The sequence below is a fragment of the Microbacterium sp. PAMC21962 genome, assembly GCF_019443465.1.
Lineage (GTDB): Bacteria > Actinomycetota > Actinomycetes > Actinomycetales > Microbacteriaceae > Microbacterium > Microbacterium hominis.
This window is the reverse complement of the sequence record NZ_CP080381.1, coordinates 2,795,590-2,814,224: the sequence shown is the minus strand read 5'-3', so window position 1 is coordinate 2,814,224 and position 18,635 is coordinate 2,795,590. Positions and strand designations below refer to the sequence as shown.

Here is an 18,635-nt window from a genome sequence, read left to right as displayed (position 1 = left end):
CGGCCGCGGCATCCCGAGCGGCCCTGTCCACCCCCTTCTCGATGTCCGTGCCGCGCCCTAGCGTGAGGACATGACCGAGCGGACACCGTGGCAGACAAGCTGAGCCCCCCGCAGCGCCTGGTGCTGGCGATCGCGATCCTCGGCTCATTCGTGGCGTTCCTCGACGGCACCATCGTCAACGTCGCCCTGCCGGCCATCGCGCGCGACCTGGGCGGCGGCCTGTCCACGCAGCAGTGGACCGTCGACGCGTATCTGGTCACCCTCGGCGCGCTCATCCTCGTCGCGGGCGCCGTCAGCGACGCGTTCGGTCGCATCCTCGTGCTGCGCATCGGCCTCATCGGCTTCGGCATCGCCTCGGTCGCCGTCGCCCTTTCCCCCTCCCCCGAGCTGCTCGTCGCGGCGCGCGCGGTGCAGGGCGCGGCGGGGGCGTTCCTCGTCCCGAGCTCGCTCGCCCTCATCACGGCCACGATGCACGAACCGCTGCGCTCCCGCGCGATCGGCATCTGGACGGCATCCACCACCGCGGCCATGATCGTGGGCCCCCTGGTCGGAGGGCTGATCGTCGACAACTCCTCGTGGCGATGGGCGTTCGGGATCAACCTCCTGCCCATCGCCGTCGCCCTGTGGCTGCTCACCCGACTCGCCCACCCCGACGAGCGCCGCGCCGGCGCCCACGTCGATGTGCTCGGGGCGATCATGTGCACCCTCGGCCTCGGCGCGGCGGTGTTCGCGCTCATCGAGCAGCCCCACCTCGGCTGGACCTCACCGGCGATCTGGATGCCGGGGCTCGCGGGGCTGGTCCTGCTCGCCGCGTTCGTGTGGCGCCAGCGTCACGTTCCCGATCCGATCCTGCCCCTCGACCTCTTCCGCAGCCGCAACTTCTCCGCCGGCAACCTCTCGACTCTCTTCATCTATGCCGCCCTGTCGCTCAACGGCTTCGTGCTCGCGATCTATCTGCAGCAGGGCGCGGGTCTCAGCGCCACCCTCGCCGGACTCGCGAGCCTGCCGACGACACTGCTCATGATCGCCCTGAGCGCACGCATCGGCGCCCTCGTCGGCCGGTGGGGACCCCGGCTGTTCATGACCGCGGGCCCGCTGATCATGGCCGGCGGCGCCCTGCTCCTGCTCCTCGTCGCCGACGACTTCGACTACTGGTGGCAGGTGCTGCCGGGGATGATCGTGTTCGGTCTGGGACTCGCGCTCACGGTGTCGCCGCTGACGTCCACGATCCTCGGCGCGACCGACCCGGACCGCTCCGGCATCGCCTCGGCCGTCAACAACGCCGTCGCCCGCGTCGCGGGACTCCTCCCGATCGCCGCACTGGCGGCCATCACGGGCGGAACCCTCGATCTCGCGGGCTTCCACCGCGCGGCGATCACGACGGCCGCACTCCTCGTCGTCGGCGGCCTCGTCGCGCTCGGCGGCATCCGCAATCCATCCTCCGCCGGACGGGATCAGCCCGCGGCCGATCCTCCCGGCCCGTAGAGCGCCGCGATACCGGGAGAGCCGATACCGCCCTCGTACGTCGGATGCTGCGGCCACCCGTGCGGCGAATCCTCCCAGGCCTCCTGACGCCCGTACGGCAGCACGTCGACGAGCCCGTGGAGGTGCCCGAGCTGCTCCGTACCGCGACCGTCGGTGTGCCAGGTGCGGTAGACCGTGTCGCCGTCGCGCAGGAACACGTTGACGGCGAACCCCGCATCGGGCGGCGCCCCCATGTCGGCTCCGAACGGGCTGTTCGCCGTGGAGTACCAGTCCATGCGGTTGCCGACGCGCTCCCGGTAGGCGAGCGCCTCGTCGATCGGCCCCTGCGTCACGATGACGAACCGCGCGTCGTAGTCGTCGAGGAACTCGAGCCGCGTGAACTGGGCCGTCCAGCTCGTGCAGCCCGGACATTGCCACTGCTTCCCGTCCGCCCACATGTGGCTGTAGACGATCAGCTGCGGCTTGTCGCCGAAGATGTCCGCGAGTCGCACGGGGCCGTCGGGCCCTTCGAGCACATAGTCCGGCAGCTCGACCATCGGCAGCCGGCGTCGCTGCGCGGCGATCGCGTCGAGCTCGCGGGTGGCGGCCTTCTCGCGTACGCGGAGGGCATCGAGTTCGCGTCGCCAGGTGTCGGCGTCGACGACAGGGGGCAGGGCCGGGGCATCCGTCATGCCGCCCATCGTCCGCCGCTCGACAGCCGCCCGCAAGGGCCGCGCCGGTCCCGGCACCCCACCGCCGACGCGGCCGCGGTGGCCTCGGCATCCCCCGCCTGTCAGACTGGGGCCATGAGCGTGATCGAGAACTCGAAACTCACCGTCGTCGGCGCCGGCGCGGTCGGATCGTCCGTCGCCTATGCGGCCCTCATCCGCGGCTCGGCCCGCCACGTCGCCCTGTACGACATCGCGGCGGAGAAGACCGAGGCCGAGGTGCTCGATCTGGCGCACGGCGCGCAGTTCACGGGGTCGAGCGACATCATCGGCGGCGCCGACATCTCGGTCGCCAAGGGCTCGCACGTCGTCGTCATCACCGCGGGCGCCAAGCAGAAGCCCGGCCAGACGCGTATCGAGCTGGCCGGCGTCAACGCCAGCATCCTCAAGTCGATGATGCCGCAGCTGCTCGACGTCGCCCCCGACGCGACGTTCGTCATCGTCACGAACCCCTGCGACGTGCTGACCGTGCTCGCGCAGGAGACCACCGGACTGCCCTACGAGCGCATCTTCGCCTCCGGCACCGTGCTCGACACCTCCCGCCTGCGCTGGAAGATCGCCCAGCGGGCGGGCGTGTCGATCTCGAGCGTGCACGCCTACATCGTGGGCGAGCACGGCGACACCGAGTTCCCGCTGTGGTCGCACGCCACGATCGGCACCGTCCCGATCCTCGACTGGCAGCCGCTCGACGGCCAGCCGAAGTTCACGGTCGAGGAGCTCGACCAGATCGCCGTCGACGTGCGGGATGCCGCGTACAAGGTCATCCAGGGCAAGGGCGCGACCAATTACGCCATCGGACTGTCGAGCGCGCGCATCGTCGAGGCGATCCTCGACGATGAGCACGCGGTCATGCCCGTCTCGGCCGTGCTCGACGACTTCCACGGCGTCAGCGGGGTCGCCCTCTCGGTGCCCGCGGTCGTCTCGGCCGCCGGCGCGGTGCCGATCCGCGAGACGTCGTTCTCCGACCACGAGCTCGGACTGTTCCGCCGCTCGGCCGACGCCCTCCGCGAGGTCGCCGACTCGCTGCGCTGAGTCGCGGGTACCGGCGGGGCAGCCGCCGCGCGTGCACTGTCGGATGCCGCGACTAGCCTGAACGCATGGCATCCAAGCGCACCGCGACCACGAGCGCGTTCCGCTGCACGGAGTGCGGCTGGACGAGTGCCAAGTGGGTGGGGCGCTGCGGCGAGTGCCAGCAGTGGGGCACGGTCGTCGAGGCCGTGTCGTCCACGCCCGTCCACGCTGTGGCGCCGCTCGCGCCGACGCGCGCGGCACGCCCCATCACCTCGATCGACACGCGCGAGACACCCCGGCGCACGACGGGCATCGGCGAGTTCGACCGCGTGCTCGGCGGGGGGCTCGTGCCGGGGGCGGCGATCCTGCTGTCCGGCGAGCCGGGGGTCGGCAAGTCGACCCTGTTGCTCGAGGTCGCCGCGCAGACCGCGCGCGCAGGACGACGCGTGCTCTACGTCAGCGCGGAGGAGTCGCTCGGGCAGGTGCGGCTTCGCGCGGAGCGCACGGGCGCGCTGCACGACGAGCTCTACCTCGCCAGTGAGACCGATCTCGCCACGATCCTCGGTCACGTCGACGAGACCCGGCCCGAACTGCTCATCGTGGACTCGGTGCAGACCGTCGCCTCGAGTCTCGTCGACGGGGCGCCCGGACATCCGAGCCAGGTGCGAGAGGTCGCCTCGACGCTCATCCGCGTCGCCAAGGAGCGCGATCTCCCGGTCATCATCGTCGGACACGTCACCAAAGACGGTCAGGTCGCCGGGCCGCGCGTGCTCGAGCACCTCGTCGACGTCGTCTGCCACTTCGAAGGTGATCGGCAGACGGCGCTGCGGTTCGTCCGCGCCCTCAAGAACCGTTTCGGCGCGACCGACGAGGTCGGATGCTTCGAGCAGACCAGCCGCGGCATCGCCGAGGTACCCGACCCCAGCGCGCTCTTCCTCGGTCACGGCTCCCGCGAACCGGGGACCTGCGTCACGATCGCGATGGAGGGGCGGCGCGCCCTGCCCGTCGAGGTGCAGGCGCTGACCCTGCCCGGGTCGGGGCCGAACCCGCGGCGCATCGTGAGCGGCGTCGACGGCGCCCGCGTGGCGATGGTGCTCGCGGTGCTCGAGAAGCGGGCCGGCATCCGCGTGTCCGACCAGGACGTCTACGTTTCGACCGTCGGCGGGGTGCGGCTGGTCGAGCCCGCGGCCGACCTCGCCATCGCGCTGGCGGTGGCGAGCGCCGTCACCGGCCGGGCGACGCCGAAGGGCCTCGTCGCGATCGGCGAGCTGAGCCTCGCGGGCGAGGTCCGCGCCGTGACCGCCCACGAGCAGCGCCGGTCGGAGGCGAACCGGGTCGGGTATCGGTCGGTGATCGACACGGCATCCCGCGATCTGCGCGGAGCCCTGCGCGATCTGACGCAGCGGCATCCGGTCGAGCCGGGCGACCAACCCGACTTCTGATCCTCCCCCGGTCGTTGAGCGAGGGCGCGCAGCGACCGAGTCGAAACGCCGAACCACCGCGTTTCGACTCGCTCCGCTCGCTCAACGACCGGGACACGACACCACCGCGCCCCCAACACCCGGTCGTTGAGCGAGGACGCGCAGCGACCGAGTCGAAACGCCGAACCACCGCGTTTCGACTCGCTCCGCTCGCTCAACGACCGGGGCGGCTCCGCTCGCTCAACGACCGGGGGCAGAACCGCTCGCACAACGACCGGGAGACAACACCACCGCACCCCCAACACCCGGCCGTTGAGCGAGGACGCGCAGCGACCGAGTCGAAGCGCCGAACCACCGCGTTTCGACTCGCTCCGCTCGCTCAACGACCGGGGGGCACCACCACTGCACCCCCAACACCCGGACGTTGAGCGAGGACGCGCAGCGACCGAGTCGAAACGCCGAACCACCGCGTTTCGACTCGCTCCGCTCGCTCAACGACCGGGGGGGGACAGCTCCGCTCGCTCAACGACCGGGGCGGCACCACCGCACCCCCAACACCCGGTCGTTGAGCGAGGACGCGCAGCGACCGAGTCGAAACGCCGAACCACCGCGTTTCGACTCGCTCCGCTCGCTCAACGACCGGGGGGCACCACCACTGCACCCCCAACACCCGGACGTTGAGCGAGGACGCGCAGCGACCGAGTCGAAACGCCGAACCACCGCGTTTCGACTCGCTCCGCTCGCTCAACGACCGGGGGGGGACAGCTCCGCTCGCTCAACGACCGGGGCGGCACCACCGCACCCCCAACACCCGGTCGTTGAGCGAGGACGCGCAGCGACCGAGTCGAAACGCCGAACCACCGCGTTTCGACTCGCTCCGCTCGCTCAACGACCGGGGGGGACAACTCCGCTCGCTCAACGACCGGGGGCGGCGAAGCCGCGGTCAGGCACCCAGGTCGAGGGCCGCCAGAAGGTCGCCGGGTGCGGCCTGCATCGGGTGCGGGCCGGCGATGTCGAAGAAGACGGTCGTGATCTCCTCCCGGTGCGCGGCCAGGAACGCGCGCAGCCACGCGGGCGACTGCAGCGCGACCGCGGGCGGCAGCGCTTCGGGTTTGTTCGCGGCGTCGCTGAACAGCAGCAGCGCGACATCGCCCGTGTTCGGGTCGCGGTACGTCCAGACCTCGCCGCTGTCGCGGGGGTCGTCGCGCTGGCCCGGCCGCATGAGCGGCGCCACGGTGGGACCGTGGCGAAGTGCGAAGGCGAGGGCGGCCATGTCCTGGGTCTGCAGGGCGTCGGCGAGCTGCGTGTTGCGGAACTCGAGCGGGGGCTTCGCGCGCTTCTTGCCGGCCATCCGTCCAGCATACGAGGGTGTCACCGGTCGCCAGAATGGAGGGGCCCTCTCGATCCCCACATTGGGGGCTGGGGGGATCGAGAGGGCCTGAGCTCGTCGGGCGTTCGTGCCGGATATGCCGGTCATTGGGGGTGACGCGACGACCGTCGTTGGGGGCGACGGCGGCTCGCACCGAGAGCTGAGACAAGGGTAACCTCGCTCACTTCGGTGGCGGCACCGAGGAACGTGAGAAATCTCTCAGACTCAGAGATATATCAGTATCTAGATATCGTCAGCGCAGTTCGAACATCTTCGTGTCGGCGGCCTGGATGCCTCCGATGGACACCGACAGGTGGTAGTAGCCGGCCGCCGCCTGGGGTCGGGACGACCCGCACGTGTCGACGGACGACCGCGTGCGATCCCACTGCAGCGGAGTGACGCTCGACACCGTCTGCCCGCCGGCGAGCTGCACGACCTGGTCGCTGGACTCCGACTGACAGTCGGTCGAGCGCCACCAGGTGTCGCTCCCGCTCGTGATCACGAACGACTGCGTCGCCGTGCCGACATTGATCAAGCAGGGCACCGCGGTCGTGTTGGAGAGCGTGATCGACAGCTTCGGCTGCTCGCCCGACGCGTAGACGTCCTGGTCGGTGACGGCCTGCACCGAGATGTCCGCCGTCGAGCAGGCCGCGACGGCCGGGGTGCTCGCCGAGGGGTCGGGCGCCGGTGCGGGCTCCTCGGATGCCGCGGCATCCGCGGCCGGAGTCTCCGGCGCCGGGGAGGTGACGAGCGCGCTGGGCGAGGCGCTCGGTGTCGCCGACGGGGATGCCGCCGGCTCTCCGCTTCCCCGCCACGGCTGCCAGAACGCCAGCACGACGGCGGCCACCACGGCGATCAGGATCAGCACGGCCACGAGCCGGCGCCGCCGGTACACGGCGGGGCTGGGTCGTCGTGTGCGACGCGTCGGGGTGCTCACCCTTCCAGGCTAGGCCGCGGCATCCCCCGCCCTCGACGTGGCGCGCGGGGGGTCAGAGGTTCTTCAGCATCCGCGTGTTGCCGAGCGTGTTCGGCTTGACGTGCGCGAGATCCAGGAATTCCGCGACACCCTCGTCGGGGCTGCGCAGCAGCTGCGAGTACACGTCGGGGTCGACGACCTGCTCGCCGATGGGGGCGAATCCGCGGCGGGTGAAGAAGTCCACCTCGAAGGTGAGGCAGAACAGTCGCGTGAGACCGAGCTCCCGAGCGCGCTGTTCGAGCTGTGTGACGATCGCGCCGCCGACGCCGTGGTGCAGCCACTCCTCCGCGACGATCAGGGTGCGGATCTCGCCGAGGTCCTCCCACATGACGTGCAGCGCACCGCACCCGATCAGCTCGTCGCCGATCTCCGCGACGACGAACTCCTGCACCGATTCGAAGAGGGTGACGATCTCCTTGCCGAGCAGGATGCGGCGCTGCACCCAGGGCTCCAGCAGGTCCAGGATGCCGCGGACGTCGGAGGTCCGAGCGGGGCGGACGACCGGTCGCGGCGGCCGGGCCGGGTCGGAGGGGGCGGGAAGGGTCACCGACCCACTGTATTGCCCCCTACGCTGGAGCCGGGAGGGGACTTCGCCGTGAGTGTGTTGCGCGACTATGCCGCGACGGTGTCGCAGCCGACGCTGCCCCTGTCGGCTCCGCCGGAGACGTTCCGCTACGACGAGTTCGTCGATGCCGAGGGCGGCCTGCGCCCCGGCTGGAAGGCGCTGGCAGCCCACGCGCTCAGCCTCACCGCCGACGATCTCCACCGCGTCGACGGCGAGATCGTGCGTTTCCTCGCCGATGACGGCGTCTCGTATCTGCGCGGCGAGTCCGGCCCGCAGCCCTGGCAGCTGGATGCCGTGCCGTTCGTGCTCGACGCCGCCGGCTGGTCGCCGCTCGAGGTCGGCCTCGCCCAGCGCGCCGAGCTGCTGAACGCCGTGCTGGTGGATCTGTACGGCGAGCAGTCCCTCCTGCGGGAGGGCATCGTGCCGTCGGCCGTGGTGTTCGGCCACTCGGGTTTCACCCGTCCGCTGGCGCGGGCGAGCGCCGTCGACCCGCATCCGCTCCTGCTCGCCGCCACCGATCTGGGCCGTGACGGTCACGGCGACTGGCATGTGCTCGCCGACCGCGTGCAGGCACCGTCGGGGCTGGGATTCGCGGCGGAGAACCGCCGCGTCATCTCACAGGTGCTCCCCGACCTCTTCCAGGAGGGGAGTCTGCACCGCATCGACCCGTACTTCTCCGCCCTGCGGGCGGCGCTGCTGTCGTCGGTGGCGGACGAGGTCGAAGACCCCCGCGTCGTCATCCTCTCCCCCGGAACCCTGAGCGAGACCGCGTTCGACCAGGCCTTCCTCGCGACCGCCCTCGGCTTCCCGCTGGTGCAGGGCAACGACCTCGTCGTGCGGGACGGGTACGTGTGGATGAAGCCGGCGGGCTGGCCGCGCACACGCCCGACCGACCGCATCGATGTCATCATCCGCCGAGTGGATGCCGCGTGGTGCGACCCCCTGGAGCTGCGCGGCGACTCGCGACTCGGTGTCGCCGGGCTGACGGAGGCCGTGCGCCGCGGCCGCGTGCGGATCGTGAACGGGCTCGGTGCGGGCGTGCTCGAGAACCCGGGCCTGCTGCCGTACCTCCCGGCCGCGTGCGAGCACCTGCTCGGCGAGCAGCTGCGCATCCCCGCGGTGCCGACCGTGTGGTGCGGCGAGCCCCAGGCGCTCGACGCCGTGCTCGCGCGCCTGCGCGACGGCGACCCGGAACTGATCGTCCGGACCATCGACGAGCCGCGCAAGGTCTTCAGCGACCTGCCGGCCGACGAGCTCGCCCGACGCGTCGAGGCCGCTCCGCACCGCTTCGTCGGGCAGGATCTGCTCCCGCTGTCGCAGACGCCCGTCTGGGCGTCCGGCGCCGACGGCCAGGGCGCGCGCATCGGTGCGTTGCCGCTCACGCTGCGCGCGTTCGCGCTGCGGTACGGCTCGGCCTACCGTCCGCTGGTCGGCGGCCTCGCGACCGTCCGCGAGAGCCCCGACGGCCCGCTGCGGACGAAGGACGTCTGGGTGCTGAAGGCGGCGGAGGACGATCCCGACCAGAACCTGGCCGAGATCGCCCCCGGCCCGACGGCGCGCAGCATCCCGCCGCTCGCGCCCCGCGCCCACGCCGACATGTTCTGGATCGGCCGCTACGCCGAGCGCACGGAAGACCTCCTGCGTCTGCTGCTCACCGCGCAGACCGAGCTCGACCAGCCGGGAGCCTACGCGTCGGGCGCTCTCGCCGAAAGCCCGCGCGTCCTGCTCGACGTGCTGGGACGGCTCGCCGGCATGCGGTCGCTCGATCCCGAGGCGGAGTTCCGTTCCCTGCTCCTCGACGCGCGGCGCCCGGGATCGGCGGCCCACTCGATCGCCCGGTTGCGCGAGGCGATGGAGGGCGTGCGCGACCAGCTGTCGGGCGACACGTGGCGCGTGTTCGCGACGATCGATCGGGCGACGCGGGCCCTGCGGGGATCGGCCCACCCGCACCGGACGGCGGAGTCGGGCGGCCGGATGCTGTCGGCGATGCTGTCGCTGTACGGCATCACGGCGAACATGATCCGCGACACGGGCTGGCACATGATCGAGGCGGGTCGCTTCCTGGAGCGCGGTCTGCAGCTGTCGGAGCTGCTGTCGACGGCCCTCGCCGACCGGCACGGCCCGCGCGCGGCGCGCAGCGTGCTGGAGGCGGTGCTGCTGGCGGCCGAGAGCGTCGTGACGCATCGTCGGCGCTACCGCGGCTCGATGCGGGCCGCCGACGTGCTCGATCTCCTGCTGCTGGACCACAGCAACCCCCGCTCCCTCGCCTTCGCCCTGGCCCGGCTGCGCGAGCATCTGGCCGCCATGCCGGCATCCACCGGCTCGACGCGCGCGGAGCGCCTGCTCGACCACCTCGAGACCGAGCTGACCGCCGCCGACGTCGGGGCGCTGGGCGCGATCGAGGGGGGCCGTCGCGAGGTGCTGGTCGACTTCCTCGCGGGCGTCACGGCGCAGCTCGAACAGCTCTCGGATGCCGTCACCCACCTGCACTTCGAGAGCGGCCCGCCGGCCGTGGCGATGACCGACCTGTCCCTCGTCGAGCTGATGGAGAGCCGCGCATGATGCAGTACCGCGTGTGGCACCGCACGGCGTACGCCTACGGCAAGCCGGTGCAGGACAGCGTCGGGCAGTTCCACCTCGTCCCCCGCGAGCTGCCGTGGCAGCAGGTGTCGTCGGCGCGCGTCGAGGTCGACCCGGCGCCGGGAGACATCGCGCCCGATACCGATGCCTTCGGCAACTCCGCCACCTACTTCCACCTCACCGACCCGCACGATGAGCTCACCATCACGGCATCCAGCGATGTCACCGTGCATGAGCCCGCCTACGACGCCGATGCCCTCGCGCGGCCGTGGGAGGACGCCCGGCCCCTGCAGAACCCGCACCTGCCCGAGGCCTGGCTGGCCGTCGAGTACGCCCTCGAGTCGCCGCGGGTGCGGCACGAGGCCGAGGCCGCCGCCTACGGCGCCGCCTCACTGACGCCCGGTCGTCCGATCGGCGAGGCCGCCACCGACCTCATGCGACGGATCTACCGCGACTTCGACTACGACAAGACGGCGACCACCGTCACCAGCACGGTCGGCGATGCGATGCGCGCCCGCGCGGGCGTCTGTCAGGATTTCGCGCACGTCGCGCTGGCATGCCTGCGGTCCCACGGCGTCGCGGCGCGCTACGTCTCCGGGTACCTCGCGACGCAGCCGCCGCCCGGCAAGGAGCGCGTGTTCGGTGCGGATGCCTCGCACGCCTGGCTGGCCGTGTGGCTGCCCGGCACCGACCAGTGGCTCGCGATCGATCCGACGAACGACCAGTGGGCGAACGACCGGTACGTCACGGTCGCGTGGGGCCGCGACTACGGTGACGTGTCGCCGGTGCGCGGCATCATCTTCACGAAGGCGAAGAACTCCACGCTGCGCGTCTCGGTCGACGTCGCGCCGCTCGCGGTCTCGGACGGCGCCGCGTGAGCTCGGCGATGGGAAGCGGACGACCGGTCATCGGGCTGACCACCTATCTGGAGCGCGCCCAGCAGGGCGTGTGGGACGTTCGGGCCGCGTTCCTGCCGCACGTGTACCTCGACGCGGTCACCGCCGTCGGCGGCGCGGGCGTGCTGCTCACACCGCAGATCGAGCCGGATGCCGCGGCGGAGGCGATCCTCGACGGCCTCGACGGCCTCGTGCTCACCGGGGGTCTCGACGTCGACCCTGCGCTCTACGGGGCCGAGCCGCACCCCGAGATCGACGAGCCGCGCCGCGACCGCGACGCGTGGGAGCTCGCGCTGCTGGCCGGGGCGCGTCGCCGCGGCATCCCGGTGTTCGGCATCTGCCGCGGGCTGCAGCTGGGCAACGTCGCCTTCGGCGGGACGCTGCACCAGCACCTGCCCGATGTCCTCGGCACGGATCAGTACCAGCTGGGCGAGGGCGTCTTCGCCCTCAACACCGTGACGGTCTCCGCGGGCTCACGCCTGGCCGCCGTCGTCGGCGCCGGTGACATCGCGGTGCGCAGCTACCACCACCAGGGCATCGACCGGGTCGGCGACGGCCTGACCGTGACGGCGCGCAGCGACGACGGGCTGCCCCAGGCGATCGAGGCCGCCGACGGGTCGTGGTTCGTCGCGGTGCAGTGGCATCCGGAGGAGGATGCCGCCGACCGGCGCCTCTTCGCGGCCCTGGTCGAGGAAGCGCGCCGCTTCCGCGCCGGGCGCTAGGCGTTCGCCCCTGGCCCGCCGCCGCGGCGGGAGCGGGCGGCGGTCCCGAACTCCTCCAGCGGCCCGGTCCCACCCCGAAAAGCGGTGCCCTCGACGCCTGAGACGGTCGGTATGGAGGAGTTAGGGCCCGGGCCCTCACCCGCCCGGCCCCGCCCCCCGGTCGTTGAGCGAGGCGCGCAGCGCCGAGTCGAAACGCCCCCACCCCGCCCCCGGTCGTTGAGCGAGGCGCGCAGCGCCGAGTCGAAAGGCCCGCACCCCCGCCGCACACGCCGGAGGGGCGGATGCCGCAGCATCCGCCCCTCCGGGTGACGTTCGATCCGGGTCAGCCTCCGGCGACGATGTCCGGGGTGGCCTCGATGGCTCCCGCCGCGCCGACGCCGACCGCGACCTTCTCGCCGCGCGGGCCGTGCTCGAACAGGAACTTGCCGTTCTCGGCATCCACCTTGACGTGGTCGCCGGGGTTGAGCTCACCGTGCAGGATCCGCTCGGAGAGCTGGTCCTCGACCTCGCGCTGCATGGCGCGGCGCAGCGGCCGGGCACCGAGCGTCGGGTCGAACCCGATCTCGATGAGGCGGTCCTTCGCGGCGTCCGACAGCTCGACCGTCATGTCGCGGTCGAGCAGACGCTCGCTCAGCCGCTTCGTGAACAGGCCCACGATCTGACGGAGCTCGTCCTTGTTGAGCTGCGGGAAGACGATGACGTCGTCGACGCGGTTGAGGAACTCGGGCTTGAAGTGGCGCTTCAGCTCCTCGTCGACCTTGCCCTTCATCCGCTCGTACGTCGTCTGCGCGTTGCCCTCGACCTGGAACCCGACCGGGCCGCCGGCGATCGCCGACGAACCGAGGTTGGTGGTCATGATGATGACCGTGTTCTTGAAGTCTACGACGCGGCCCTGACCGTCGGTCAGGCGACCCTCTTCGAGGATCTGCAGCAGCGAGTTGAAGATGTCGGGGTGCGCCTTCTCGATCTCGTCGAAGAGCACGACCGAGAACGGCTTGCGGCGCACCTTCTCGGTGAGCTGGCCGCCCTCTTCGAAACCGACGAACCCCGGAGGGGCACCGAACAGCCGCGAGACGGTGTGCTTCTCACCGAACTCGCTCATGTCGAGCGAGATCAGCGCGCCCTCGTCGTCGAACAGGAACTCGGCGAGCGCCTTGGCGAGCTCGGTCTTCCCGACGCCCGTGGGGCCGGCGAAGATGAACGAGCCGCTGGGACGCTTCGGGTCCTTGAGCCCGGCACGCTGGCGGCGGATCGTGCGGCTGAGCGCGGCGATCGCCTCCTCCTGGCCGATGACCCGCTGGTGCAGAGCCTTCTCCATGAAGACGAGACGGCTGGTCTCCTCCTCGGTGAGCTTGAAGACGGGGATGCCGGTGGCCTGCGCCAGCACCTCGGCGATCAGACCCTCGTCGACCACCGCGTGGCTGGCGACGTCGCCGCTGCGCCACTGCTTCTCGAGGCGCAGACGCTCGGCGAGCAGGGACTTCTCCTCGTCGCGGAGGGCCGCGGCCTTCTCGAAGTCCTGCTCCTCGCTGGCGGTCTCCTTGTCCTCGCGGACCTTGGCGATCTTCTCGTCGAACTCGCGCAGCTCCGGCGGGCTCGACAGGATCGACAGGCGCAGGCGGGCGCCGGCCTCGTCGATCAGGTCGATGGCCTTGTCGGGCAGGAAGCGGTCGCTGATGTAACGGTCGGCGAGGTTCGCCGCGGCGACGATCGCGCCGTCGGTGATCTGCACCTTGTGGTGCGCCTCGTAGCGGTCGCGCAGCCCCTTCAGGATGTTGATCGCGTGGGGCAGGCTCGGCTCGGCCACCTGGATCGGCTGGAACCGGCGCTCGAGCGCGGCATCCTTCTCGAAGTGCTTGCGGTACTCGTCGAGGGTCGTCGCACCGATCGTCTGCAGCTCGCCGCGGGCGAGCAGCGGCTTGAGGATCGAGGCGGCGTCGATCGCTCCTTCGGCGGCACCCGCACCCACGAGGGTGTGGATCTCGTCGATGAAGACGATGATGTCGCCGCGGGTGCGGATCTCTTTGGTGACCTTCTTCAGGCGCTCCTCGAAGTCGCCGCGGTAGCGGGAACCGGCGATGAGCGAGCCGAGGTCGAGCGAGTAGACCTGCTTGTCCTTCAGGGTCTCGGGCACGTCGTTCTTCACGATCGCCTGCGCGAGGCCCTCCACGACGGCGGTCTTGCCGACGCCGGGCTCACCGATGAGGACGGGGTTGTTCTTCGAGCGGCGCGAGAGGATCTGCATGACCCGCTCGATCTCCTTCTCGCGTCCGATCACGGGGTCGAGCTTGTTGTCGCGCGCGGCCTGCGTGAGGTTGCGGCCGAACTGGTCGAGCACCGCCGAGCCGCCCTGGGCGGCCTGCTGGTTCTGCTCGCCGGCACCGGCGGCGACGCCCGCGGGCTCCTTGCCCTGGTAGCCGCTGAGCAGCTGGATGACCTGCTGGCGCACCTTGTTGAGGTCGGCGCCGAGCTTGACGAGCACCTGGGCGGCGACGCCCTCACCCTCGCGGATGAGGCCGAGCAGGATGTGCTCGGTGCCGATGTAGTTGTGGCCGAGCTGCAGCGCCTCGCGCAGGCTCAGCTCCAGCACCTTCTTCGCGCGCGGCGTGAAGGGGATGTGGCCGGTCGGCTGCTGCTGACCCTGGCCGATGATGTCCTGGACCTGCTCGCGGACGGCGTCCAGCGAGATCCCCAGGCTCTCGAGCGCCTTGGCGGCGACGCCCTCGCCCTCGTGGATGAGACCGAGCAGGATGTGCTCGGTGCCGATGTAGTTGTGGTTGAGCATCTTCGCCTCTTCTTGGGCGAGAACGACCACACGACGGGCACGGTCCGTGAATCTCTCGAACATTCGTCGACACTCCTCCGGCGCACGTCTTCTGGTGCGCTTACGTCGAGGGTAACGATCAGCGAATGCCGGTATGCCCGTGTTCGCCGTCGGCGCACCGCCGCGGCATCCGCTCGGCCCGCCGCCCGCACGAGCGAGGCGGGTCCGTCCGACGAAGGCCCCGCCGCCACCGAGCAGACCGAGACGATCCGCGGGCTCGGCTCAGCCTGCGATGGGGATGGTGACCGGGGTCGCGAACTGCGCGTCGCCGCCGGAGAGCGTCGCGGTCATGCCGGATGCCGCGGTCGCGCCGTCGACGTGCGCGAGGGCGACGCGCGGCGCCATGTCCATCGTGCAGGGCTGACCGTCCGGCAGGTCGGCGAAGGTCACCGCGATGTCGGTCTGGCCGGCGACGGCATCCTTCACGGTCGGCGCGCACGAGGACGAGCCCCACGTGAGGATGGCCAGCATCCCGTCGCCGACCCAGCCCGCCGAGGGCGCATAGTCGGCCACCTCGGGTCCGGCGTACGGGGACAGCACGGTCTCGCCGGGCGCTCCCCCGTCGAGGGACACCGTGAGGGCGATCTTCTGCGTGGCGTCCACACCGGCCGGCAGGGAGACGAGGCTCGCGCGTGGCGCGTAGTCGGCGGTGCAGACGACATCGCCGGTGGGGTTGTCGAGGGTGACGGCGACGGAGCCGTCGGCCTGGAGGTCGACCGCGGAGGCCGTCGGCACACAGCTGGACGAGCCCTGGGTGACGACAGCCACGGCGCGGCCCCCGTCGAGCCAGCCGGCCCAGACCTCCAGCGCGCTCGCGTCGCCGCTCGCCGCGGGCGTCGCCGCGGGCGAGGTGGAGCCGGATGCGCAGCCGGCGAGCGCGAGCGCCCCCGAGATCGCGATGGTGGACAGGGCGAGCGCGCGTCGGGACGTCATGGCACCATCCTGGCGGAGCGTTCTGAACCCGTCCCGTGAGGGCGGTCACGACCGGATAACGACTGCCGCGCGCCTCACTGCAGGGCGGAGGTGAGGCGCGCGAGGTTGTCGAGCACCGTCGAGCGCAGCGGCTGCTTCATCCACTCGTCGAGCGTCAGTTCGCGGCTGAGCGCGCGGTACTCGTCCTCGACGGTGCGCAGCTGGCCGACGAAGTCCTCGCCGCGCACGAGCAGCGAGATCTCCAGGTTGAGGCCGAAGCTGCGCATGTCCATGTTGCTCGACCCGATGACGGCGACCTCGTCGTCGATCGACATCGACTTGGAGTGGAGGATGAACGGCTTCTCGTACATCCAGATCTTCACTCCCCCGCGCAGCAGGGCCTCGTAGTAGCTGCGCTGCGCGTGGTAGACCATCGCCTGGTCGCCCTCTTCCGAGACGAACAGCTCGACGTGGACGCCCCGCTGGCACGCCGTCTGGATCGCGAGCAGCAGTCCTTCGTCGGGCACGAAGTAGGGCGAGACGATGATGATCTTCTCGCGCGCGGCGAAGAGCAGCGTCATGAACAGCTTGAGGTTGTTCTGGAACTCGAATCCCGGGCCGGACGGGATGACCTGGCAGTCGAGGTCTCCGCCGCCGGTGCGCACGTCGAAGAGCTCGATCCCCTCGACGATCTCATCCGTCTCGCTGTACCAGTCGCTCAGGAAGACGGCGTTGACGGATGCCACGACCGGCCCGTCCAGTCGCGCCATCATGTCGACCCAGTGCAGGCCGCGCTTGATGTTCTTGCGGAGGTTGTATGTGGAGTCGGTGACGTTCTGCGAGCCCATGAAGGCGGTGTGCCCGTCGACGACGAGGAGCTTGCGGTGGTTGCGCAGATCGGGCCGCTGGTACTTGCCGCGCAGCGGCTGCACCGGCAGCATCAGGTGCCACGTCGCGCCCATGGCGTCGAGCCGGCGACAGGTCTCGGCGTAGAAGGGCTTGCCCCGGTTGGCCCAGTGGTCCAGCAGCACCCGCACGACCACGCCCCGCTCGATGGCGTCCTCGAGGGCGTCGAAGAAGACCTCGGTAGTGGCGTCGCACTGCAGGATGTAGAACTCGACGTGCACGTAGCTCGTCGCCTCACGGATGGCGGCGGCCATCTCCTCGATGCTCTCCTCGTATCCGGAGATGAGCGTCGCGTCGTTCTCACCCGAGAGCGGCATCGCCCCGAGGTTGCGGTTGAGCCGTACGAGCTGAGCGAACCAGAGCGGCGGGTCGGGGCGCAGCGTGCCGAGGTCGAGCCCGTGGCTGGTGGTGCGGATGTAGTCGTTGATCTGCTGCTGCTTCTTGCGGCGCTTGCGCGGCAGGCGCGGATTGCCGATCATCAAGAAGAGGAAGACGCCGATCAGCGGGATGAAGTAGATGGCGAGCAGCCACGCCATCGCCGCGGTCGGGCGACGGTTGCGCGGGACGATGATCACCGCGAGGATGCGGACCGTCACATCGGTCACGAAGACCAGGATCACCCAGGCGAGGGTCCATCCGGTCTGGTCCACGTCGCTCTCCCCGCTGTCGGACTCCGCCCAGCGTAGCGACTATCTCCGACTCAGGTCGTCGGCGGCGCGTCGGCGGTCGCGGCCGTCGGGGATGCCGCGACGTGCGCCTCCTCGCCGGCGCCGACGGGCGGCAATCCGCGCTTGGCGCGCTCTTCGTTCTCGACCTCGGTGTAGACGCGACGCTCGGTGCGATCCATCCGCAGGATCGAGCGCAGGACGAACACGAACAGCCCCAGCACGACGACGGTCGGCAGGAGCGACCACGCGACGGCGGTCCAGTACGAGTCCATGCCCTCCATCGTACGCGCGTGGTCGCCGTCTCCTCCCCAGCACCGACGTCCGCGGAGGTTGTCCACGGGTGACGTCCGCGCCGCCCGGCGACCTCGCCCGCCGATCAGACTCGCCGCATGTCCACGATCGTCCGGGCCGCCGACGCGGCACAGTTCCTGTCCGTCCTCCCGCACATGCTGGGGTGCACACCGCACGACAGCGTCGTCGTCGTTCCGCTGGCGCAGGGGCGGAGCCTCGGCGTCCTGCGCGTCGATCTCCCGTCCGAGGAGGCGGCCGCCGGCGCCGCGGCCAGCATCATCGGCATGGCCTGCCGCATCGCCGAGGTGGAGACCGTGATGATCGTCGTCTACACGGATGCCGAGATCAGCGCGGATGCCGCGGACGGGGACGGGGCGGCGGCCGACGGCGGCGCGCGATCCGCGGGTGCGCTGCCGCACCGTCCGGTCGTCGATGCGCTCCTGAACCGCGCCGACGACTGCGGACTCCCGGTCGGCGATGCGTTGATCGTCGCGGCGAACGGCTGGGGTTCGGCGCGAGCCGACGACCTGCCGCCCGGCGGTCACCCGCTGGCCGCCATCGCGCCGCGCGACGACCTGCCCGCGGAGGCCGTCGACGGTCCGCTCGCCGCGGATCAGGCCGCGGGAGCGCGGCTGCCCCTCCCCGGCGCCACCCGGCGACGCGCCGTCGGGCAGGCGCTGCGCTCGCTCGACGCGGCCCTCGAGACCCTCTGCGGCATCCCTCGGGTGAGCGGATCCGCTCCCTCCCGTATCGACCCCGCCGCGCTGCAGGCGTCGTGCGCGCTCGACGACCTGCCGGCCCTGTTCGAACGCGCACTGTCGTGGAACGCCGAGGATCTCGCACCGATGGATGCCGCGATGCTCGGCTGGTGCTTCGCGCGTCCCGCGCTGCGCGATGTCGCGCTGGTCCAGTGGGCGAGCGACGTCGACGGCGGCGACGCGGCGATGGAGGCGCAACGGCGGTGGGAGGACGGCGAGGAGTACCCGAGCGACCTCGCGGAGGTGATGTGGGGCGACGGACCCCGCCCGGATCCCGTACGCCTCGACACGGCGCTGCGCCTGGCGCGCGCGGTGGCGGCGGTCATGCCGAAGAAGCGGCGCGCCGGGGCTCTCGCGGTGTGCGGCTGGATCGCGTGGGCCCGCGGCCGCTCGACGCACGCGGAGGCGTACATCCGGCAGGCGCTGCACGCTGAGCCGCGGCACGGGCTCGCGGAGATCGTCGGCTCCTTCGTCACCGCGGGCCATCTGCCCCGCTTTCTCTGGTCAAGTGAGTGTTGCAATGCCTGAGGGGGCCACGACGACG

15 protein-coding genes are annotated in these 18,635 nt (G+C 71.3%); 7 read left to right on the top strand and 8 right to left on the bottom strand.

The annotated features are described in order from the left end of the window. The first annotated feature begins 87 nt into the window (after positions 1-87). On the top strand, positions 88-1,485 hold the full coding sequence (locus KY498_RS13295; protein WP_191009145.1) for an MFS transporter: 1,398 nt from the start codon (positions 88-90) through the stop codon (positions 1,483-1,485). Here the strand turns inward: KY498_RS13295 and KY498_RS13290 are convergent. After that, entirely contained in the window at positions 1,455-2,156 is a 702-nt protein-coding gene (locus KY498_RS13290; RefSeq protein ID WP_191009146.1) for a DUF899 family protein, read from the bottom strand. The two genes, KY498_RS13295 and KY498_RS13290, sit on opposite strands and share 31 nt — an antisense overlap. Positions 2,157-2,270: 114 nt before the next feature. On the opposite strand from KY498_RS13290, the gene KY498_RS13285 reads away from it, so the two are divergent. Both KY498_RS13285 and radA read left to right on the top strand, forming a co-directional pair. Continuing rightward, positions 2,271-3,224, top strand: coding sequence for an L-lactate dehydrogenase (locus tag KY498_RS13285; RefSeq protein WP_101306964.1), 954 nt, complete (start codon positions 2,271-2,273; stop codon positions 3,222-3,224). 65 nt (positions 3,225-3,289) lie between these two features. Further along, positions 3,290-4,645 carry a DNA repair protein RadA gene (radA, locus tag KY498_RS13280; protein ID WP_191009147.1) on the top strand — a complete coding sequence of 452 codons (1,356 nt, stop codon included), beginning with the start codon at positions 3,290-3,292 and terminating at the stop codon, positions 4,643-4,645. 922 nt (positions 4,646-5,567) lie between these two features. Here the strand turns inward: radA and KY498_RS13275 are convergent. From KY498_RS13275 to KY498_RS13265, 3 genes are all read right to left on the bottom strand, one after another. Next, positions 5,568-5,975, bottom strand: coding sequence for a dehydrogenase (locus KY498_RS13275; RefSeq protein ID WP_191009148.1), 408 nt, complete (start codon positions 5,973-5,975; stop codon positions 5,568-5,570). 271 nt (positions 5,976-6,246) lie between these two features. Then, positions 6,247-6,930, bottom strand: coding sequence for a hypothetical protein (locus tag KY498_RS13270; RefSeq protein ID WP_191009149.1), 684 nt, complete (start codon positions 6,928-6,930; stop codon positions 6,247-6,249). A gap of 52 nt (positions 6,931-6,982) precedes the next feature. Continuing rightward, positions 6,983-7,516, bottom strand: a complete 534-nt coding sequence (locus tag KY498_RS13265; RefSeq protein ID WP_060960557.1) for an amino-acid N-acetyltransferase — start codon at positions 7,514-7,516, stop codon at positions 6,983-6,985. A 48-nt stretch (positions 7,517-7,564) separates the two neighbouring features. Here KY498_RS13265 and KY498_RS13260 point away from each other — a divergent pair, with 48 nt between their 5' ends. The 3 genes from KY498_RS13260 to KY498_RS13250 are packed head-to-tail and all read left to right on the top strand — an operon-like array spanning position 7,565 to position 11,732. Then, a complete protein-coding gene (locus tag KY498_RS13260; RefSeq protein ID WP_219879410.1) occupies positions 7,565-10,096 on the top strand; it encodes a circularly permuted type 2 ATP-grasp protein in 2,532 nt (843 codons plus the stop codon). Then, complete coding sequence (locus KY498_RS13255; RefSeq protein ID WP_191009151.1) at positions 10,093-10,992, top strand: transglutaminase family protein; 900 nt, start codon at positions 10,093-10,095, stop codon at positions 10,990-10,992. The genes KY498_RS13260 and KY498_RS13255 overlap by 4 nt, the downstream gene beginning before the upstream one ends. 8 nt (positions 10,993-11,000) lie before the next feature. After that, the gene (locus KY498_RS13250; protein WP_191009590.1) at positions 11,001-11,732 is read left to right on the top strand and encodes a gamma-glutamyl-gamma-aminobutyrate hydrolase family protein; all 732 of its coding nucleotides are present in this window, start codon (positions 11,001-11,003) and stop codon (positions 11,730-11,732) included. Positions 11,733-12,054: 322 nt separating this feature from the next. On the opposite strand, the gene KY498_RS13245 is transcribed toward KY498_RS13250, so the two are convergent. The 4 genes from KY498_RS13245 to KY498_RS13230 form a co-directional block, all read right to left on the bottom strand. Further along, positions 12,055-14,580 (bottom strand): ATP-dependent Clp protease ATP-binding subunit, encoded by a 2,526-nt coding sequence (locus tag KY498_RS13245; RefSeq protein WP_060960554.1) that lies wholly within the window; start codon positions 14,578-14,580, stop codon positions 12,055-12,057. Between the two features lie 198 nt (positions 14,581-14,778). Beyond that, positions 14,779-15,489: a hypothetical protein gene (locus KY498_RS13240; RefSeq protein WP_191009152.1), complete on the bottom strand. Its 711-nt coding sequence runs from the start codon at positions 15,487-15,489 to the stop codon at positions 14,779-14,781. Positions 15,490-15,563: 74 nt separating this feature from the next. Then, positions 15,564-17,024, bottom strand: a complete 1,461-nt coding sequence (gene cls, locus KY498_RS13235; RefSeq protein ID WP_191009153.1) for a cardiolipin synthase — start codon at positions 17,022-17,024, stop codon at positions 15,564-15,566. A 50-nt stretch (positions 17,025-17,074) separates the two neighbouring features. After that, the gene (locus KY498_RS13230) at positions 17,075-17,314 is read right to left on the bottom strand and encodes a hypothetical protein (protein ID WP_191009714.1); all 240 of its coding nucleotides are present in this window, start codon (positions 17,312-17,314) and stop codon (positions 17,075-17,077) included. A 117-nt stretch (positions 17,315-17,431) separates the two neighbouring features. On the opposite strand from KY498_RS13230, the gene KY498_RS13225 reads away from it, so the two are divergent. Next, positions 17,432-18,619, top strand: coding sequence for a DUF4192 family protein (locus KY498_RS13225; protein ID WP_219879409.1), 1,188 nt, complete (start codon positions 17,432-17,434; stop codon positions 18,617-18,619). The last annotated feature ends 16 nt before the right edge of the window (positions 18,620-18,635 follow it).